This is a genomic window from Herbaspirillum sp. Her3, from assembly GCF_057961275.1.
Genome location: NZ_CM176328.1, coordinates 4,270,092 through 4,287,875, shown reverse-complemented (window position 1 = coordinate 4,287,875; position 17,784 = coordinate 4,270,092). Strand labels below are relative to the sequence as shown.

The 17,784-nt window shown below is 55.1% G+C and carries 17 protein-coding genes and 1 pseudogene; 4 read left to right on the top strand and 14 right to left on the bottom strand.

The annotated features are described in order from the left end of the window. Positions 1-23 precede the first annotated feature (23 nt). From ACVC5H_RS19575 to ACVC5H_RS19555, 5 genes are all read right to left on the bottom strand, one after another. Positions 24-1,772, bottom strand: coding sequence for a putative bifunctional diguanylate cyclase/phosphodiesterase (locus ACVC5H_RS19575; protein WP_489619423.1), 1,749 nt, complete (start codon positions 1,770-1,772; stop codon positions 24-26). A 12-nt stretch (positions 1,773-1,784) separates the two neighbouring features. Then, the gene (locus ACVC5H_RS19570) at positions 1,785-2,222 is read right to left on the bottom strand and encodes a response regulator (protein WP_489619422.1); all 438 of its coding nucleotides are present in this window, start codon (positions 2,220-2,222) and stop codon (positions 1,785-1,787) included. After that, positions 2,223-3,401 (bottom strand): sensor histidine kinase, encoded by a 1,179-nt coding sequence (locus ACVC5H_RS19565; protein WP_489619421.1) that lies wholly within the window; start codon positions 3,399-3,401, stop codon positions 2,223-2,225. A gap of 87 nt (positions 3,402-3,488) precedes the next feature. Beyond that, on the bottom strand, positions 3,489-4,040 hold the full coding sequence (locus ACVC5H_RS19560; RefSeq protein ID WP_489619420.1) for a TetR/AcrR family transcriptional regulator C-terminal domain-containing protein: 552 nt from the start codon (positions 4,038-4,040) through the stop codon (positions 3,489-3,491). 142 nt (positions 4,041-4,182) lie between these two features. Further along, positions 4,183-5,220, bottom strand: a complete 1,038-nt coding sequence (locus tag ACVC5H_RS19555) for a GGDEF domain-containing protein (RefSeq protein ID WP_489619419.1) — start codon at positions 5,218-5,220, stop codon at positions 4,183-4,185. 516 nt (positions 5,221-5,736) lie between these two features. Between ACVC5H_RS19555 and ACVC5H_RS19550 the strand changes: the two genes are divergently transcribed. Further along, positions 5,737-5,919: a hypothetical protein gene (locus ACVC5H_RS19550; RefSeq protein WP_489619418.1), complete on the top strand. Its 183-nt coding sequence runs from the start codon at positions 5,737-5,739 to the stop codon at positions 5,917-5,919. A gap of 716 nt (positions 5,920-6,635) precedes the next feature. Here ACVC5H_RS19550 and ACVC5H_RS19545 read toward each other — a convergent pair. Beyond that, a complete protein-coding gene (locus ACVC5H_RS19545; RefSeq protein ID WP_489619417.1) occupies positions 6,636-6,899 on the bottom strand; it encodes a helix-turn-helix domain-containing protein in 264 nt (87 codons plus the stop codon). Between the two features lie 165 nt (positions 6,900-7,064). On the opposite strand from ACVC5H_RS19545, the gene ACVC5H_RS19540 reads away from it, so the two are divergent. Continuing rightward, positions 7,065-7,733: an acyl-homoserine-lactone synthase gene (locus ACVC5H_RS19540; RefSeq protein ID WP_489619416.1), complete on the top strand. Its 669-nt coding sequence runs from the start codon at positions 7,065-7,067 to the stop codon at positions 7,731-7,733. 153 nt (positions 7,734-7,886) lie between these two features. Here the strand turns inward: ACVC5H_RS19540 and ACVC5H_RS19535 are convergent, their stop codons facing one another. The 7 genes from ACVC5H_RS19535 to ACVC5H_RS19505 form a co-directional block, all read right to left on the bottom strand. Continuing rightward, positions 7,887-8,711, bottom strand: a complete 825-nt coding sequence (locus tag ACVC5H_RS19535; RefSeq protein WP_489619415.1) for a phytanoyl-CoA dioxygenase family protein — start codon at positions 8,709-8,711, stop codon at positions 7,887-7,889. A gap of 18 nt (positions 8,712-8,729) precedes the next feature. Continuing rightward, entirely contained in the window at positions 8,730-9,632 is a 903-nt protein-coding gene (locus ACVC5H_RS19530) for a prenyltransferase/squalene oxidase repeat-containing protein (RefSeq protein ID WP_489619414.1), read from the bottom strand. After that, positions 9,629-10,639, bottom strand: a complete 1,011-nt coding sequence (locus tag ACVC5H_RS19525; RefSeq protein ID WP_489619413.1) for a hypothetical protein — start codon at positions 10,637-10,639, stop codon at positions 9,629-9,631. Before ACVC5H_RS19525 ends, ACVC5H_RS19530 begins: the two co-directional genes overlap by 4 nt. A 137-nt stretch (positions 10,640-10,776) precedes the next feature. After that, positions 10,777-11,415 (bottom strand): hypothetical protein, encoded by a 639-nt coding sequence (locus ACVC5H_RS19520; protein ID WP_489619412.1) that lies wholly within the window; start codon positions 11,413-11,415, stop codon positions 10,777-10,779. A 10-nt stretch (positions 11,416-11,425) separates the two neighbouring features. Further along, entirely contained in the window at positions 11,426-11,935 is a 510-nt protein-coding gene (locus tag ACVC5H_RS19515) for a hypothetical protein (RefSeq protein WP_489619411.1), read from the bottom strand. Positions 11,936-12,035: 100 nt separating this feature from the next. Next, a complete protein-coding gene (locus ACVC5H_RS19510) occupies positions 12,036-12,695 on the bottom strand; it encodes a hypothetical protein (RefSeq protein ID WP_489619410.1) in 660 nt (219 codons plus the stop codon). 582 nt (positions 12,696-13,277) lie between these two features. Next, complete coding sequence (locus ACVC5H_RS19505) at positions 13,278-14,000, bottom strand: autoinducer binding domain-containing protein (protein ID WP_489619409.1); 723 nt, start codon at positions 13,998-14,000, stop codon at positions 13,278-13,280. Positions 14,001-14,557: 557 nt separating this feature from the next. On the opposite strand from ACVC5H_RS19505, the pseudogene ACVC5H_RS19500 reads away from it, so the two are divergent. Next, positions 14,558-14,773, top strand: a pseudogene (locus ACVC5H_RS19500) (transposase); the annotation flags it as partial. Between the two features lie 160 nt (positions 14,774-14,933). Here ACVC5H_RS19500 and ACVC5H_RS19495 read toward each other — a convergent pair. After that, positions 14,934-15,536 (bottom strand): TetR/AcrR family transcriptional regulator, encoded by a 603-nt coding sequence (locus tag ACVC5H_RS19495; RefSeq protein WP_489619408.1) that lies wholly within the window; start codon positions 15,534-15,536, stop codon positions 14,934-14,936. Between the two features lie 684 nt (positions 15,537-16,220). Here ACVC5H_RS19495 and ACVC5H_RS19490 point away from each other — a divergent pair. Further along, positions 16,221-17,774 (top strand): methyl-accepting chemotaxis protein, encoded by a 1,554-nt coding sequence (locus ACVC5H_RS19490; RefSeq protein WP_489619407.1) that lies wholly within the window; start codon positions 16,221-16,223, stop codon positions 17,772-17,774. Positions 17,775-17,784: the final 10 nt, after the last annotated feature.

Here is a 17,784-nt window from a genome sequence, read left to right as displayed (position 1 = left end):
GCGGCCCAGCGAAAAAGACGTCTTCAATCCGCAGGTAGCGTGACGTGAGCGTCTCGCTGCCGGCCGCCCGCTGCCGGCAGCTTGCGCTCGAATTCGCTGGCGATCAGCGGCTTTGAGAAATAGTAGCCCTGCAGGATATCGGTGCCGAGCGCCTGGCACAGTTGAATTTGCGCCAGGGTTTCCACGCCTTCGGCAATGACTTCCAGCTCCAGGCTCTTGGCCAGCGTGATGATGGATCTGAATAGCCGGACATCCGCAGGTGACTGTGGCACCTGCTGCAGGAAGCTCTTGTCGATCTTGAGCACCGAGATGGGGAGCTGCCGCAAATAGGAGATGGACGAATAACCGGTACCGAAGTCGTCCAGCGCAATGGTCATCCCCATGTCCCTGAGCTGCGTCAACACTGCCGCAGCGTTCGTAAAGTCGGCCACCAGGATGTTTTCCGTGACTTCGACGGACAGGCCCGTGGCATCGCAACCGATACTCTCCAGGTCTTTTCTGAACGCCTCCGGGAAGGAGCGGTCATGCAAGGTGGATGCGCTGATATTGATCGCCATCTGGAAAGACCGGTCCACCCGGCCTTCTTCACGCCATGCACGCAGCTGCCGCAGCGATGCCTGGCGACTGTAGTCATCAATGACGGTCATCATGCCGCATTCCTCGGCGATCGAAATGAAATGATCTGGCGTGAGCAGGCCCAGTACAGGGTGCTGCCATCGCACGAGCACTTCGGCGCCGCAAATCGCCTGGCTGTTTGCCTGGACAAACGGCTGATAGAAAACGCGTAGCTGGTGTATCAGATCCTTGGAGCGCAACGCATTTTCTATTTCCATCCGGTACAGCACTTTCGCCTGCAATTGCTCGGAATAGAAGTAGAAGCCGTTTCGCCGGTTGTTTTTGACGTGATACATCGCCAGATCGGCATGCCGGCACAAATCGGCGGCATTCTGGGCACACTCCGGATAAGAGGCGATGCCGATGCTGCACGTGACGACCTGCTCGATGTTGTCGAACACAAAGGGATCTTCCATCGACTTGATGACGCGCGTGGACAAATCCATGAGATCGTGCGTGCCCGAGATATCCTGCGCGATGATGGCAAATTCATCGCCGCCCAGACGCGCGGCCATTTCGTTGCTGTGCAATACGTTGAGCAGTCTCTTGGCGACGATCCTGAGCAGCATGTTGCCAGCGGAATGGCCGTAACAATCGTTGATCAGCTTGAAATTATCCAGGTCGATGAACAATATGCCAAAGCGACTCTCCTGTTGGCGCGCGAGCTCAAAGGTCGCTGCCAGTTTATTGTCGAAGCAGTAGCGATTGGCCATGCCGGTCAATGGATCGTTTTCGGCCAGCAATTGCAGGCGATGGTGCGCCTCCAGCAATTGCAGTTTGAGGTCCTGGCGCGTCTTGGCATGGAGCAGGGCTTTGCGGCATATCTGTGCAGACACTTCGCTCTTGAGCAGGAAGTCCTGGGCGCCGGCTTCGATGCATTGGCACTCCAGATCTTCTTCAGCCGGGCCGCCGGTCAGGACGATCACGGCCACGTTGTGCGTCACGGTCCGGTTGATCGCCTGCAAGGCATCCAGGCAATCCATGTCGGGAAGACGGTAGTCAAGCAGTACCGCATCGTATGCGCCCTGCGTCAGCGCATTCAGTCCTTCCCTGGCCGTCGCTGCCTCGGCGATCTCGCTCGACACTTTGGCCGCGCGGATGGTTCTGGCTATCGACATCCGGTCTACTGTGTCGTCATCGATAATGAGCAGTCTCATGTATGCGTTCCTTTATTCACAGGGTCTCGGCAGCTCAACGATGCGCCAATAGTGTTCGAGCAATCCAACGGCCTTCATGAAGTCACGATTGATGGCGCTTTTGGTCATATAGCCGGCGATATGTTTTTCGTAAGCCATCGCCATGTCTTCCTCGGCCTTGGAAGTGGTCAGAACAAATACAACGGTCTTCGTCAACTCCTTGTCGGCGCGCAGCTCCCTGAGGAACTCGATGCCGTTCATGCGCGGCATGTTCAGGTCGAGCAGCACGATGGAGGGTGGCGGTATGGACCCGTCACGCAGCATCTCAAGCGCCTCCAGGCCATCCTTGGCGCGAAAGTTCGGATTGGCGATCTTCAGTTTTTCGAGTGCTCTGCGCACGCCCATGACGTCGATATCATCATCGTCGACGATCAGCAGCGAGACTTCTCTGCGAGGCTCGGGAGAAGCCATTCAGGCCTCCTGATGTGGGGTCGGTGAGAGTGGCCAGGTAAAAATGAAAGTACAACCGCGTTGAACCGGTGCGTTGCTGAGCAGGTGGATTCTGCCGCCGGCGTTCTCCACCAGCTTCTTGACCAGTGCCAATCCGATACCGCTGCCTTCAACCTCGTCGCGCGGCCGCAGGGTCTGGAACATCTGGAATACGCGCTGGTGAAATGCCGGGTCAATTCCCGGTCCATCATCGGCCACCGTGAATTCGGCCATATCATCCGCTGACCGACGCACTGCGACCGTGATCGTCCCATTCGGCCGGTCGTGATGCTTGACCGCATTGGACATCAAGTTGCGCAACACCTGTTCCAGTGTTGGCTGGCAGGTCCGTATGGGAAAATGCTGCCCCTCCAGATGCAGATGAAAGGTCGACACTGGCAGATACGAATCATAGATCTGACGCACCAGCTCATAGGCATCAATGTCGTCCAGAAGCATGTCGTAGCGCCCGGCCCGGGAGTAGAGCAGCAGATCGTCGAGCAATTTGTCCATGCGTGCGATGCGTTGCTGCATCATGTCCAGATGCTCCGCGACCGAGGTCGAATTGCGTTCGGCCAGATCTTCCTTGATCCAGTTGGCGAGCTGGCCAATGCCGCGCAAGGGCGACTTCAGATCGTGCGACGCCACATAGGCAAAGGCCAGCAGTTCGTCATTGCTTCGCTTCAGTTCGTGTCGTTGAGCTTCCAGCCTGTGGTTGGCGATGACACGCTCGGTAATGACGCTGTGGGAAATGATGAAGAAGGTGTTCATTTCCACCACGGGTGCGATCCGCATCATGAACCAGCGCTGTTCATCGGGGCTGTGGCATGGATACTCATACTGAAAGAACGGTGCTTCAAAGTCGAGAACTGATTTGATGCCCGTATATACGTTTTGCCCATCACACTCGCCACTCTCGCCTGCCGCGCGGCAGGCGGCAAGATAGCTGATGCCAATCCACCGGTATTGAGCGGGCATGCCATTCTCTTTGCCGAAGTCACACCATGTCTTGTTGACGTAATGGATCATCCCGGCACGGTCTATCAATGCAATCTGACTCTCCAGAGAGTCCAGGGTCGCTCCAAGCAGTCCGGGGAATTGGCCTGCCGTGGAACTTTCGTACTGTGATCCACGATGTTCTTCTTCAAGGTCGCTCTTCATGCCTCCACTCCTGTCTTTTAATTAAATAGATCGGGATGAATGCGCTATCGAGCAGATCACCCCGGCTATCGTGCCGGCATCAACGATTCAGGGCTCATAGATGCACAGGAACAGATCTACGCCTCTGCGAACGCGCCGGCTTATTTCCTCATGACTTGGCGCGGGCAGTGAGCCCATCACCATTTGCCAAACGGAGGCACCATGCCATAAACCAACGATATCTCCGACGGCTTGAGAGGCATCACATGAGATGAGCCTGCCGCTTGCCATCCCTTGCTCGACAATGCGCGTCAGTAATGCATAGTCCCGGCTTCGGGCCTCAAAGAACATGCGTTCAGCCAAGCTGGGATACGTCTGGTTTGCCGAGACCAGAAGCCGCGCCCATTTGAGCTCCTTGCGCCGGCTGATGCCGTTCAGATAGCCGATGCCAAGTTCGTACAGTGCCTCTGCCAGCGGCTTTCCCAAGATGCCTGCCAACTTGTCTTCTGACGTGTCAGTTGCTGTCTCCGCGTCTCGCAACAGCTCTGCAACGAAGGCTTCCTTGTCTTCGAAATAGCTATAGAAAGTGCGCCTGGCTACCCCCGCATTCACCGCAATCGACTCGATATTGAAGTCCAGCCCATGCTCCAATATCAGCATGCGTCCGGCGTCCAGAAGCCGGTCTCTGCTTTCAGGATTGCGTGGTCGTCCAGGACGTCTCGTTGTCGCGCCCTGCTCGGAATGAACTTGCATCGTGAAGGCCCCCCATCATCGACTGACCAAGTAACTTGAAAATTGTTGGTTATTGATTCACAGGCTGGTTCAGTCCCGCCAACTTGTTGGTGCGTTCTCTTGTATTGGCGTGCGGCTTGATCTCCGTGGCAATCTCGACGCGATTGCGTCCGTTATTTTTAGCGCGATAGAGTGCTGAGTCGGCCAGGGAAAGAAGCGTCGTACCATCCTGTTCAAACTGAAAGGCCGCGACGCCGAAGCTGCATGTCCGCTGGTGGACAAAGACGAAGCGATGTCGCTCGACAATCAATCTTAATTTCTCGGCCATGCGGGAGGCCGCCTTCAGGTCGCACTCCGGCAAGATCAGCAGGAACTCTTCTCCGCCCCAACGGCCGACGACATCGGTGGCCCGGACGTTCGCCCTCAGTATCTCCGCGATACGTACAAGAACGGCGTCGCCAGCCGAATGTCCGAACTTGTCATTGACTTCCTTGAAGTGATCCACGTCAAGCAGTATCAGCGATAACTTTTTTCCATATCGACGGGCACGCATGATTTCGCTCTCAAGTGCTTCGTCCAGCTTCATTCTGTTGGCCAGGCCTGTCAATTTATCCGTGACGGCCAGAAGCGCAAGTTTTTCATTGAGCCGCTCTATGCGCTGTTCAGCCAACTTGCGTCCCGTGATGACGTTGTGAGAAATGACGAAGAAATTGTCTGCTTCCAGCACCGGGGCTATGCGCATCATGAACCAACGCTGTTCATTGGGGCTATGGCAGGGATATTCGTGCTGAAAGCATGGCACCTCGGATTCGAGAACTGACTGGATACCGGCATACACGTGTTGTCCGTCACGGTCGCCACTGTTGCCTGCCGAACGGCATACGGCAAGATAGTTGGTGCCGATCCACCGGTACCCGGAGGGGATGCCATTCTCCTTGCCGAAATCGCACCATGCTCTGTTCACGTAATGGATCACACCAGTACAGTCGATCAATGCGATCTGGCTATCCAGGGAATCCAGGGCCGCCTGGAGCAGCCTGGGGAAATGGCTCGCCGCAGGTTTGCCGGCCTGCGGTTGACGCTGATTTTCTCCAAGGTCCGTCTTCATGCCCCGCTCCAATCCTTTAATTTAATTAAACAGATCAGCATGACTATGTGCACCGTCGCAGTTCTTTCGAAACGCATTCCCTCTCACGGAACCTGCCACCAGCGTTCTCAGAAACCCGTACGGCGCATATGGCCTGGCCAACAACAAGCAGCGCAATACGCCGGCTCTCATGGGCCGGGCCGACTACTTCGCACGCGTAGAAGTACTGGTCAGTCTGCTGAAGTTGAAAGGGGATCGAAGAGCTTGCTGAACGTCCGGCCCGATGGCAATACGCGATGTGATTGACGAAGTGTCCCGGGCGGGCGTTCGACATCATGTTTGAGGCGTTCTGCTGTCTCTGACAGGCAAGCATGCTCATTTCGCGCGAGCAGCCCTGTCTGAGTCGTGACGACGTTACGCATTTGCTTCCCCCCTTTACGCAACAGGCCTAGCGACATCGCTAATTTTTTTCTTGATGGCGATGACCAGAACTCGAGATCGCCCAGGCACTGCACCAGGGCTCAGGACAAGGAATTCGTGATCAGCAACCTGATGGAAACGCTACTGTCTGCACAACAATTTGGTGCGCGTACTTTTTTGCAGAACCTTGGAATCGGCAGTATTGGTGAGTTTTGCCGAGATCCCCAACAACAACATCCCCGCTTAGTTTTCATCATGCCGCAGACCCCGGAGGGTCGCGGATTCAACGTGGGATGGTGAGCTAACAAAAACGACGCTATTCGCAAGGTATTTGACATCCCCCGATGTCAGCAATACGTCAGACAAATGCTAACTACTAAGTTAACAATTTTCAAGTGTTTGGTTTGAGGATTGATTACTCTTTGCAGCAATACCTGTCACCGTTAAATAAAGCGAAAGACACTTGTTAAGCAATGCTTGGAATCGATATAAAACCGTTAAGGTCTGTTCCCGTCGGTGCTGGTAGCATGGCTTTCCAATCATGATCTGGATCACATCAGTTCATCCCGAAACGCCGGGATGCGAGCCTTCGCCCAAAGGATGAAGGCTTCGTTCTGGTAGAGCAGGCCCCAGTACTTCAGCAGCGGTGTGCGCATATCCATGGGTATCGTCCCCGAAGAGGCTATCTGCGCCGCTCCCATCGTCATTTGCCTGGTGTTGCGCAAGAGCAATTCGAGCAGCGCCGATTCCTTCCCCTCGAAGTTCGAATAGAACGCGCCACGGGCGTAACCGGCTGCGGCGGTGATCTCTTCGATGGTGGCTCCAGCCAGGCCTTTTTGCCAAAACAGTTCCCGGCGGCCTCAAGAAGGCGCTCTCTGGTTTCGTCTTTGACATACAGCTCACCGTTGTCGCAGTTCCTTGTCGCCTTGCGCCAGGCTGCGTCAAGGCGCTGTGCCTGGCGGTTTTTCACACGCGCAGATTGAACGTGCACAGGTCTAAAATTCTGGTAAAGCCTGTCAGTCGTAACGGCCTCGACTTTCGTCATTCAAGCTGATGTTTTGCAAGGCAACGTGCAGATCCTTATCCGATACTTTTTCCTGTCGATAGAGCTCGATGAGCAAGGCTACCGCTGTTGGGACATCTTCGCCTTTTTCGAATCGGCTGCCGCGTGATTGTGTAACGCCAAAGCGTTGCCAGAACTGAGTCTGATTCTCGTTCTTGATGCCGCGCAGTTCTCTAACGTATTGCATCGACGTTGTGCCTTTTTTCGCTTGTTCCATCACTATTTTCATCGCTTAAATCTCCCTGCGGCCCAAAGGTGTCAGTGTATTCGCTGAGCCGTAGTCGCTCTAGTAAAAGAGAACTTTCCTATTCGTTCTACTAGTTACCTTTTTATGCAAAACGCATAAACATGGGCGCTCCACAAATAAAGAAAAGGAGTGCATATGTCGTTGATTATTGAAATCGCCAATCGACGTGACTTTCAGAGTTACACCTTGCGTGAGATGCACCAGTTGCGTGCAAAAGTCTTTGGCAAGCGGCTGGAATGGGATGTGCTGATCTTGAGTGGAATGGAAATTGATGGTTACGACGCCATGGATCCTCACTATATGATGATGCATGATCTCGGCGGCCAATTGCGGGGATGCTGGCGCTTGCTTCCTACGGACGGTCCCTATATGTTGAAGGACTCATTCCCGCAGTTACTGCACGGCGCGGAGGCGCCCTCCGATCCGAGGATATGGGAGCTAAGTCGCTTTGCCATTGAAACCGACAGGGATACGGCATTTGGATTTTCCAATATCGCGATGCATTCGATTGCAGAAATTATTGCCTACGGCCATCGCAACAACATCGAGCAGTATGTCACCGTCACCACCACCGCCATCGAGCGAATGCTCCGCAAAGCGGGGATTGTCATGCGACGTTTCGGTCCTTCCCTTGCCATCGGTGTGGAAAACGCTGTTGCACTCTATATTGAAATTGAAGCTTCCCATCAGGCACTGGCGGTATTTCGGGCAGCAACATTGATGCAGGCTGCCGCCGAGTCCCGCGACTCCATCAACCTGCTTGCCGGACAGCGAAAAGGCACGCTGTATGCGGCAATACAATAACTGGAGCCGGGTGGTGAACCGAGTTTGAAAATGATAGCGCTGATTGGCCGGGAGTTTTGTAAAAATACTTCCATTTGATCGGCGTTATCATTCCAAAATCAAGAAAATGGCCTGCTCAGTTTGCAGTTCCTGATCGCTCCATGGGGCAGCTTTTCATGGAGATGACATGCAATGTTGTTGCAGAATATCCGGCGTCAGCCCTGCGATTTGATACGGAATGTCATGTGCGTGTAGTCCTTCAGCCGGCCGCTGCCCGAACATATTGCGCAAGTAAAAATCATCCGGCACTTCATGGATTTCCAGCACCTTGCTGTCGGTGCTTTGATCGACGTGGCAATAAAGCAGCTGTTGCTGGCGTGGGACGCCGACGCCCGCCGCGACCACGCGTATGGTGCTACTCCGATTTGTGGGGGACCCATGAATCATACGGTGATCCATATACAGCACCTGGCCCGCGCGCATGGGCAAGTATCGCATGTACTTCTCTTCAATCAGTTCTACCAGATCGGGATAGGGGAGCGAACAGGTCGTACGGTAGTGCGGATTCAATAAATGGCTATACGGCACTACGCCGAGGTTGCCGTTATCTTGATTGACGTCATCCAGCGGACACCAGATCGAAATTCCCGCCTGCTCATCTTCATGAATGAACGATGGGTCCTGGTGCAACGGGAACTTGCCGACTTCGCACGAGGCTTCCTTGGTGACAAAGGATGTCACTGGAATGCGATAGTCGTTCAGGACCGGTAACAGACGCTCACTGAAAATGGGATGCAAGGCCGCATGGATCGCTTTTCGCTGCGCCAGTTGATCGGTGAGAACCGTCACGCCGATAGGGCCACGATGCAGGATTTCTACACTGTCAAAGCAAGTGCGCATGGCTGCAATATCTTCTGTAGTGAGCAAATCCAGGATGAGGTAACCCTCGCGTCTGAATATCGCCTCGTGCAGTTCGTCGAGGAAAACTGACTTTCTCATCTTGCACTCTCTGTTTGGTCAAATGAGCCGGGATAGCACTGTCAGGACCGTAGCGGTCGTGATGGTGCCCCGCATGTCTTCGTAGTATTCGCCTTCAGGCTGCAACCATGGCGTGTGGCAGCCGGGATCGGTCACACGCAGGTTCGCCGCCGCCGGCCATTGGCCAGACGGTAGTTGCATGCGGCAGAGTTTGTCCAGCGGTGCAGCCATGACTTCCTCGGGCAGCTCCAGTGCATGCAGGATTCCGATCGCCCAGGCCAGTTCAAATGCAGAATCTACGGTGACACGGATGGCCGCTACTTCTTTCGGGATGGCAAGCCCAAGCCGCCGGTACAAGGCCAGCATGTGCCAGGTGGAATAGAGATGATTTTTCCACCAATACGTGGGCCAGCCTGTACCGGGAATAAAACTGGAATCGCAGTAGCGCTGCAAAGCGGCTGTCCGCTGTTCGAGCCGTTTGTCGTCGAGTGCCAGTGCTGCCACTGCGGAAACGTCAGCATGAGACTTTCCCCAGCCAGAATCCTCGATGTAGGTGCACACGCCGCCATCCGCACAGAAGTGCGTCATCAGGCAGTCCATGTCTTTCTCCGGGACGTTGAGATCCAATGCTCTGAACAGCCTTATCGATTGAGCCGTGCTATCGGCGTCCACACCGGTAGCTGCGTTGTAACCCCATCCGGCTGCATAGTGCTGCGACGTGCGCAGGAACTGTGCTGCAGCATGTGCCGACATCAATGCACTCGGATCGTCCAGGCGAAGCGCCGCACTTAACACGCCCATGGCTGTGAATGCGGTGACCCACTGGTCCGATTCGCCAACGGGAAGCTGATAGTCGCGCCAGCTGCCGGTAGCATCCTGTACTCCCATCAGATAGGCGAGGCCCAGGCGCAAACAGGATTGGGGATCCTGCAAGTTATTCATGCCGTTCCTGCTTTCAGATAAATGTTCAAACGTTTTTTTCCACTGGTATTGATGGCGATGCCCAGAAAGGAGGGGGCCAGGTTGAAGCGGGAAAGCAGTGCCTCCACATTGATCGGCTGTAGCCGCAGTGCCTCGCAGCAGTGAGCCACTGTCTTCTCCAGCTGTGCTGCATCCAATGCAAGGGCAGATCCGGAGATATCGATTTTCAGGTCTTCCAACTTTCCGGAAGTCGCATGAAAACCGAAGTTGAACAACACGTCCTCGAACGACAGTCCGCGGTCGCCCACGAGGGCAGATAAAGCTCCTGACTCAATGAGCGCATTGACAGGCGGAAACAGGTTTCCGACTGTCCCTTCCGGCATCATCTGGTACATCCGGGCATAGAGCTTGATGCGGCTGTTTTCCGGGGAGCTTCCTTCAATGCCGATACTCGACAGCCAGCAGTAGGCTCTGAGGCGCTCAATGACAGAAGCGGCCGGGAGGCCATCAGTGCAGGCATCGTGGATGAACTGTCTGGCGTGATCCCAGGCACTATCAATGGTGTGTGGCGATGTGTCGGTGTAAATCGCAATGCCGTCTTTTTCCAGCGAAGCGCCTACCCAGAATACGCCACGGGTGAAGAGATCGACGAAGGGCGGGTCAGATGGTGAAAAGTGCGTCAGCATGGAGGCAACAAGGGCAGCATTGGCTTGCGTTCCAGTGCGTTCGTGTACGGAAGGCATGGCTTGCAGCGCACGCCGGTAGCGTTGTGCCGGAATGCTTTCGTGACTGCATGGATCGGCAATCAAGCGACATTGAATCTCCCCGACGGAGCTTGTGATGCATAACTGCATTGGCGTCTGATCCGCATTGAGACCAGATTCACCGCAACGTTCTCCGAGGAGCTCCGACTCATGCACAGTAAGGAGATTGGCAAATTCCAGGACATGCTCGATCGGTGCACCGGTCAAGAAACTGTAGGCGGGCAATAGCTGATATGCCTTCTTGATTCGTTGCTGATAGTTCATGGGTGAGAGCGGCAATTGTGAGGGGGAATGGCATCATCCCGGCTAAAAATGCCTCATCAGGCGATGCCATGATGAGGCATTTCCATTTCACGGTGACGCTTTGACGATGTGCAGTATGCATCGTCGGCGCATTCGATTCAGCTGGGAATAGGCAAGAATGTCCAGGATCCGGCCGCACCAGCGCTACCGGCGCTACCGGTGTTTCCTGGCTTGCCAGCGCTTCCCGGAGAGCCCCCGCTACCAGAGCCTGCGGCACCGCCGGCGCCGCCGATACCGCCGGTTCCACCAGTGCCTCCGCTGGCTGGATTGGCCGCAATCACGAAGTTGACGTTATTGGCAGGCGGGCAGTAGATGGTCAGAGTGGGACCATCACCGCCCACCCCCCCGTTGCCACCGTTGCCGCCATTGCCGCCACTGCCGCCGGATCCGGCGGCGGAGCCCCCGTTCTGGTCGCCGCCGGCACCACCGGCACCACCGGCACCGCCATTGCCGCCATTACCGCCGACACCACCAGCGATACTGATGGAGATGATGCCAGTGAGCGCGCCTGCATAGATGGTTGCCGGCGCCGCTGCTGCGCCGCTGCCGCCGTTGGCGCCAGCGATACCGGTGCCACCCGCTGTTCCGGTACCCCCGGCGTAGTAAGATTTGGAGCCTTTCCAATCCGTACTGCTGCCGCCGTTCGAACCTTTGTTCCCCGCGACACCGGTGCCGCCCGATGCACCATTGCCGCCGCTGGCAGCGGTATACACAATCTGATCTGAAGTCGTTGTCATCTCTTTTTCCTTAGGTTGCCAAGTTCTCAATAGCGCCGGCGTTGATCGTCAACACACCAATGTTCACGATCTGTCCACCCGGTTCGAAGATGATGGTGTCGGCCACGATGGCATTGATGCCGGAGCTGGTGATGACCGAGCTCACTACCAGGGTATTGGTCGTGGCGACCTGCACTTCACGGGTGCCGAGCTTGCTTTCTATGGCTGCCTTGTGTTGCTTCAGAGTGCTGCTGTCGCCATAGATATAGGCCGATGCAGCGTCGAAGATCCGGTCCTCTGGCAAGGTCGACAGGGACGAAAGGTAGCGGTGCGTATCCGATTGCTGCTTGGCATCTGAATCGGGCACGCCGATGAGTCGCTTCAACTCGTCCAGGTCATTGGTCTTGATCGTCTTGACGGTAAACGGGCAGTTATCCTTATCCCAGGTGACGGGGTCCGTGATGTGGATCTTGTCATGGCCGACTTGGGCAACGCCGTAATGTGCTAGGCGTTTGGAAAATTCCGGGCTGTGACGCTGCATTGTGATTTCTCCTAAAGATTAAGAAAACCAAGAGTGATTCATTTCGAAGAAATGAAACCCTATCCCGCTGATTAAATGGCCGTGCCAGTTGCACGCACATTTAAACTGTTGAAGTTGATGGGGGCGGTAATTTCGTCAGTGTTCCTACTACGCCCGGCTTGCCTGCGCTGCCATTTCCCCCTGGGTTGCCAGGTTGACCGGAACTGCCTGGTGTCGAGCCGCCATCGGCGCTGCCTCCTGCCCCGAAATTTCCGCCGCTTCCCCCGGTCCCGCCGATGCCACCATAGGCGGGCGTCTCCACCAGCGTGATGTTTTTCCACTGCTCCGGAGGCAAATAGATCGTCAGGTTGCCGCCATTGCCGCCGTCCCCGCCATTGCCACCGTTGCCGCCATTGCCACCGTTACCACCGTCACCGCTGGCACCATAGCCGTTTCCGTTTCCACCGGCGCCACCATTGCCACCATTGCCTCCATTACCGCCATTGCCCCCTGTTCCGCCGCAGAGCTGGATGAGCAAGGAACCGGTGAGTGTGCCGATGAGGATCGTCGCATCAGCCGCCGCAGCGCCGTCGCTGCCATTGGCGCCGGTACCACCATTGCCACCGTTGCCGCCAGCACCAGCAGTCTGGGGAATGAGGTTGCCTCTCCAGTCTTTTTTGGGTGAGGTCAAGGAGGCTCCGGTTGTTCCTGCAGGGGCCGATGGTGCAGGATCAGCATTGGCGCCGCTGGGTGCGGAATAGATGATGTTTGGCGTGCTCATGTTGTGACGTCCGATCATGGTTGAATGTCGTCATTGGTGTTAGCCGCTTGCTCCCTGCATTCCAGTGTGCGCGGCCAGCAGCGCACTGATTGTTGAGTCAGGAGCAGCAAGGGGCTGCACAGAAATCACCAACATCTGCTGACGCTGCCAAGGCGTGTTTGACAGGTGCTGGAGTAGCGTTCTGGTGACGGCATTGATTCTGCATTTATTCGAAGTCGGGCTATAGCTATCAACTCTGCTAGGGCATCTCCTCACTGAATCTGCGAGTACGAGAGGTCACCAAGCGTTGACTGCCTGGGTGCAGTGACGCGCCGTAGTGGTACGAGGGCCAGGCGCTCCAACAACGACAGGCGCCTGGCGGCTTCTTCCGCAGAGGCGCTTTGCGACAACAGCGCTGGCCATGTGCCTTGCCATCACGCCATCTGGGAGCACTGTATTTCGCAGCTTGAAGGGCAATAGTCTCTGCGCGGCTTGAATCCGCTAACTTTCGTGTTTAATTTTTAATTTTTAAGCTTGTTTATTTTTTTAAGCTTTTTTATTTTTTAAATTTCTTGGGAATGAATGCTCAAGTAGCGCAGCAACTCAGGCGGGAACGATCAAGCCTTCCTTGATAGCCTTGACCACGGCTTGTTGCCTTGTCTGGACTTGAAATTTCCGTTTCAGATTGGCAATGTGGAAATTGATGGTGGCCTCTGAACAGCATAGAATCCGGGCGATTTCCCAAGAGGACTTTCCTGCCATTACCCACTTGATACATTCCAACTCACGGGGTGTCAGGCGTGTTTGAGCGAGGTCATTGGGAAGCGTCCTGGCGAATCGGATCGACGATTCGAGGGCGTAATCGCGAACTAGCGACAAACTCGTCAGGAGCTCATAGTTGCAAAGGGCACGCATATGAAGACGATTGGCGGAAACAAAACTGAGCATGCCAAACTCTCCCTCGGCCCCATGTATCGGATAGGTGATTCCCGATCGTAGTCCATGGCCACTGGCTTGTTCATAGAAATCCTGCTGTACGTTGCCCCTGAAACTATCTGCGGACCAGGCAATGGGAAGGGCGCTGGCCTGGCAATGTGCGACCACGGGATCGATGTAATGGAAACACTTCCGATCATAGATGTTTCGCCATTGTTCAGAGTAGTTGCTTCTGATGAACGCTGTTTCAAAGGGCGTTTTCTTACTTTGCATCACCCCGTACAAAGCATATTGAAAACCACATTGCCGGGCAATTTCAAACAAGGCCGCAGACCAAGCGTCAGCATTTTTGCAATCAAACAGTTGCAACATCTTTTCGATCTGGATCATGTGCATTCAGTGCTTCAGCGTGCGCACATTGAGCCAAAGGATTGCTTGGCAATAACGGCAGACGGGCTCGTCACCGAGATGCCTGTAGCCAGTTCAGGCTTGAAAAGAGACGTTCCGTTGGCAGGGGGATGGTGACGCAGGTAAGACTCTCGGAATGAGCTGACAGTGAAGATTTTCCAGGCATTCATTCCATCCCCCCTCATTTTTGAGTATATTTTTCAGGAATTTACTTAGAACCCATTTCATCAATACACGTGAGTACGTGCAAGTCCCGTTTGGAATGAAGTCTGCGACTCTTGCAATTCGCCCAAACGGGTCACCGCTTTCTGTACAGAACACACTTCATCCCTACTGCTGAAATGCGTCCTCATTAATAATTAACGGGCGCGCTTAATTCTACGCCAGATTTTTCCTGATAAAAATTGCGGGAAATGTTTTTCTGGCGTAAATGCCTAAGAGGCTGTTGCAAAATTAAATTTCGGGGCTGTCAACTTTCCCGACTTGATGTTGACTTCCTGTCTTGTTTTTCCTGATGGGATGGGATGCGATGTGATGCGATGCCTAAAGAACTTGTCGATGATGAATTGTGGTCACTCATCGAACCACTTCTGCCCGTCCGAGCGCCTCGCAATCGCCAGTATGCAGGTCGCCAGCCAATATCTGACCGTGCAGTGCTCACTGGCATAGTGTTCGTCTTGCGCTCGGGTATCGCGTGGAACTTACTACCCCAGGAAATGGGTTGCGGCTCGGGCACAGCCTGTTGGCGACGGCTTGATGCTTCGCAACAGCCTCTTATTAACCAATGCATGGAATTCGAGATAAAACCGTTAGCTATCCGGTTGATGCATGTCGCGAGGATTTCCAATCATCAGTCTCGATCACGACCAGATCGTACGCACTGCCGCTGTGAAAGGCTCGCCTGCAGCGCGCTGGTCAGGCGGGTTTTCCCAAAAGCGCGCTGGAGAGGAAATAGGCCATGACCGTTTCCACCATCTCGTCGCTGATGTGTTGCGGGTCGGAGATTTTGTTGGCCTGAATCCCCTCGAACAGGGCGGCCAATCCGAATGCAATATAAGAAGGCGGCACTTCGAGCTTGAGGCCCGTGGCATCGGCAAACTTGTTGAGGATGTCGACGATATGGGAAAGGGCGTCTTTGATCAGCTCGTTGAACGCCGCCCGGAATCGTTCATCCCGAAACGCCAGGATGCGAGCCTCCGCCCAAAGGATGAACGCTTCGTTCTGGTAGAACAGTGTCCGGTAGTACTTCAGCAGCGATGTGCGCATTTCCATGGGCGTCGTTCCCGAAGAGGCTATCTGCGCCGCTCCCATCGTCATTTGCCTGGTATTGCGCAAGAGCAATTCAAGCAGCACCGATTCCTTCCCCTCGAAGTTCGAATAGAACGCGCCACGGGTGTAACCGGCTGCGGCGGTGATTTCTTCGATGGTGGCTCCAGCCAGGCCTTTTTGCAAAAACAGTTTCCTGGCAGCCTCAAGAAGGCGTTCTCTGGTTTCGTCTTTGCTCTGCTGGCGGGTCATTCGTTGCTTCATGGGCGTAGTTTAGCATCGGCATCCCTACGATTCTTTATGGATCTTAGTACATGGTGAATCGGAATGTTATTTGTATTTCTGATGAAACGCTTCCGGGTACCGATCTCAGAGGAAAAGCGAGTCAAGCTTTCTCTCCAGTCATCACAGCAGCTTGCAAAGAAGGCACCCCCGATTCGGCGAAGCTTCCGCCTGTTCATCCCTCGCGCCAGCCCTTCAGGGCAGTCACCAAAGCCAATAAACAACAGAGATCAATCCGCATGAAAATACGGATTGTATTCAAATACATGATGAATTATAGTTTGTTCCGGATGTCTATGTTAGGCGTCATCATGTCGGGGCATGGTCACGCGTCTCAGGATTTTCCAAGCGCTTTTTCGCAAATTCTGCACGGATAGACGAACACCGTTTCCCTCCGCTTTGCACCGTTTGCGCTTCGTCCTGCTCGAACGCCGCGACACTCACCGGGTGCGCCGCTCTTCTCTTACGTTGTCCGCAATGCCTGGTCTCAAGAAAAATTCCTCTCGTCCTTCCGACCCGCGTGCTGCCGCGCAAGGCAGCAATGCCTTGCCCTTTCATTCCACCCCAACCTTCATCTGAGCCAGAACAATCCTTCCGAGTCCGAACAAGAGAAGGAGACGATTCTTCCATAGCCACGAATGGATTCAACCTGTCATGAGCATCGCCAAAAAACTCTACCTTCTCTCGTTTCTGATTGTGCTGGCCTTGGCCTCCTTGTGTGGCGTCAATTATCAGCAGATACATAAAGTCAACGCCTCATTCTCCAGGATCGTCAACGATACGATACCCAGCGTGACGGATCTGGATCAGATCACGGCATCGGTCTTCAAGCTGCGCATCGCCGTCCTCAGCTACGTCTTCATCAATGACGAAGCCGTCAGGCAGCGTGCCAGGAAGGATATCGACCAAGCCTATCAATTGGCGCAACAGGCCCTGGCACGTTATGAGAGCCAGGACATTTCCGACGACAAGGATCGCGCGCTGTTTGCACAGGTCCAGAAAAACTTCGCAGCTTATAACGAGATGAGGCTCAGCCTCCTGCAGCAATCCGATATCAGCAAAGCCGCAGGGATCCTCTTGCAGAGCACCGACCTGATTGCGGCGCTGATGCAAAGCATCGATGCCGACAAGGCCTACAATCGCGAGCTGGCCAGGCGTTACAACGATGATGTCGATGCCACCACGTCAGCGTCCACTACCATCAATCTGATCGCATTCGTCTCGAGTACGGCACTGATCCTGATCGTCAGCCTCTGGCTTGCCCGCCAGATTTCGACGCGCCTGCAGTACGCTGGCGAGGTCGCGGAAAGCATCGGTGCTGGTCGGCTCGCAGTTGACGTGAACGCTACCGGGAACGATGAAATCTCCCGCCTGATGCAGGCGATCGCAAAGATGCGTGGCAACCTCGAACGCGTGATTGAAGAAATCCAACGCAGCACGGATGCAGTCTCCCTGGCCGCCGCCGAGATTGCCGAGGGCAACAGCGACCTGTCCCACCGGACTGAAAAGCAGGCTGCTTCCCTGGAAGAGACTGCATCCAGCGTGGAAGAATTGCTCAGCGCCGTGCAGATGAATTCCACCAACGCCAGGTCGGCCAGTGAACTGGCGGTCAACGGATCGCAGGTAGCCGAGCGCAGCAGCAAGGAAATCAGCCATGCGGTCCAGACCATGCATGAGATTGCCAGCAGCTCCGGACGCATGTCGGAAATCATCAGCGTCATCGAAGGTATCTCTTTCCAGACCAATATCCTGGCGCTCAATGCCGCAGTGGAGGCCGCCCGCGCCGGGGAAAACGGCCGAGGCTTTGCGGTGGTGGCCACCGAAGTGCGTGCACTGGCACAGCGTAGCTCCAGCGCTGCCAAGGAAATCAAGGACCTGATCGTCGCCTCGGTGGCCCAGATCGAAGAGGGCAAGCACATCGTCGAAGGTACTGTGGGCACCATCTCGGAAATCACGTCCGCCTCCCGCACCACGAGGGAGCTGATGCACGAGATCGCCAATGCATCGGGGGAGCAAAGCTCGGGGATCGCCCAGATCAACGATGCCATCGTGCAGATCGACCAGACCACGCAGCAGAATGCCTCCCTGGTCGAGCAAATCGCCGCGACCTCCACGCTGCTCAAGGAGCAGGCCATGCTCCTGCAGAAAACCATTGCGTTCTTCGAGACACGGAACAAGCAACATCATCAGGATGTGATCGACGTCTGACGGTCGATCG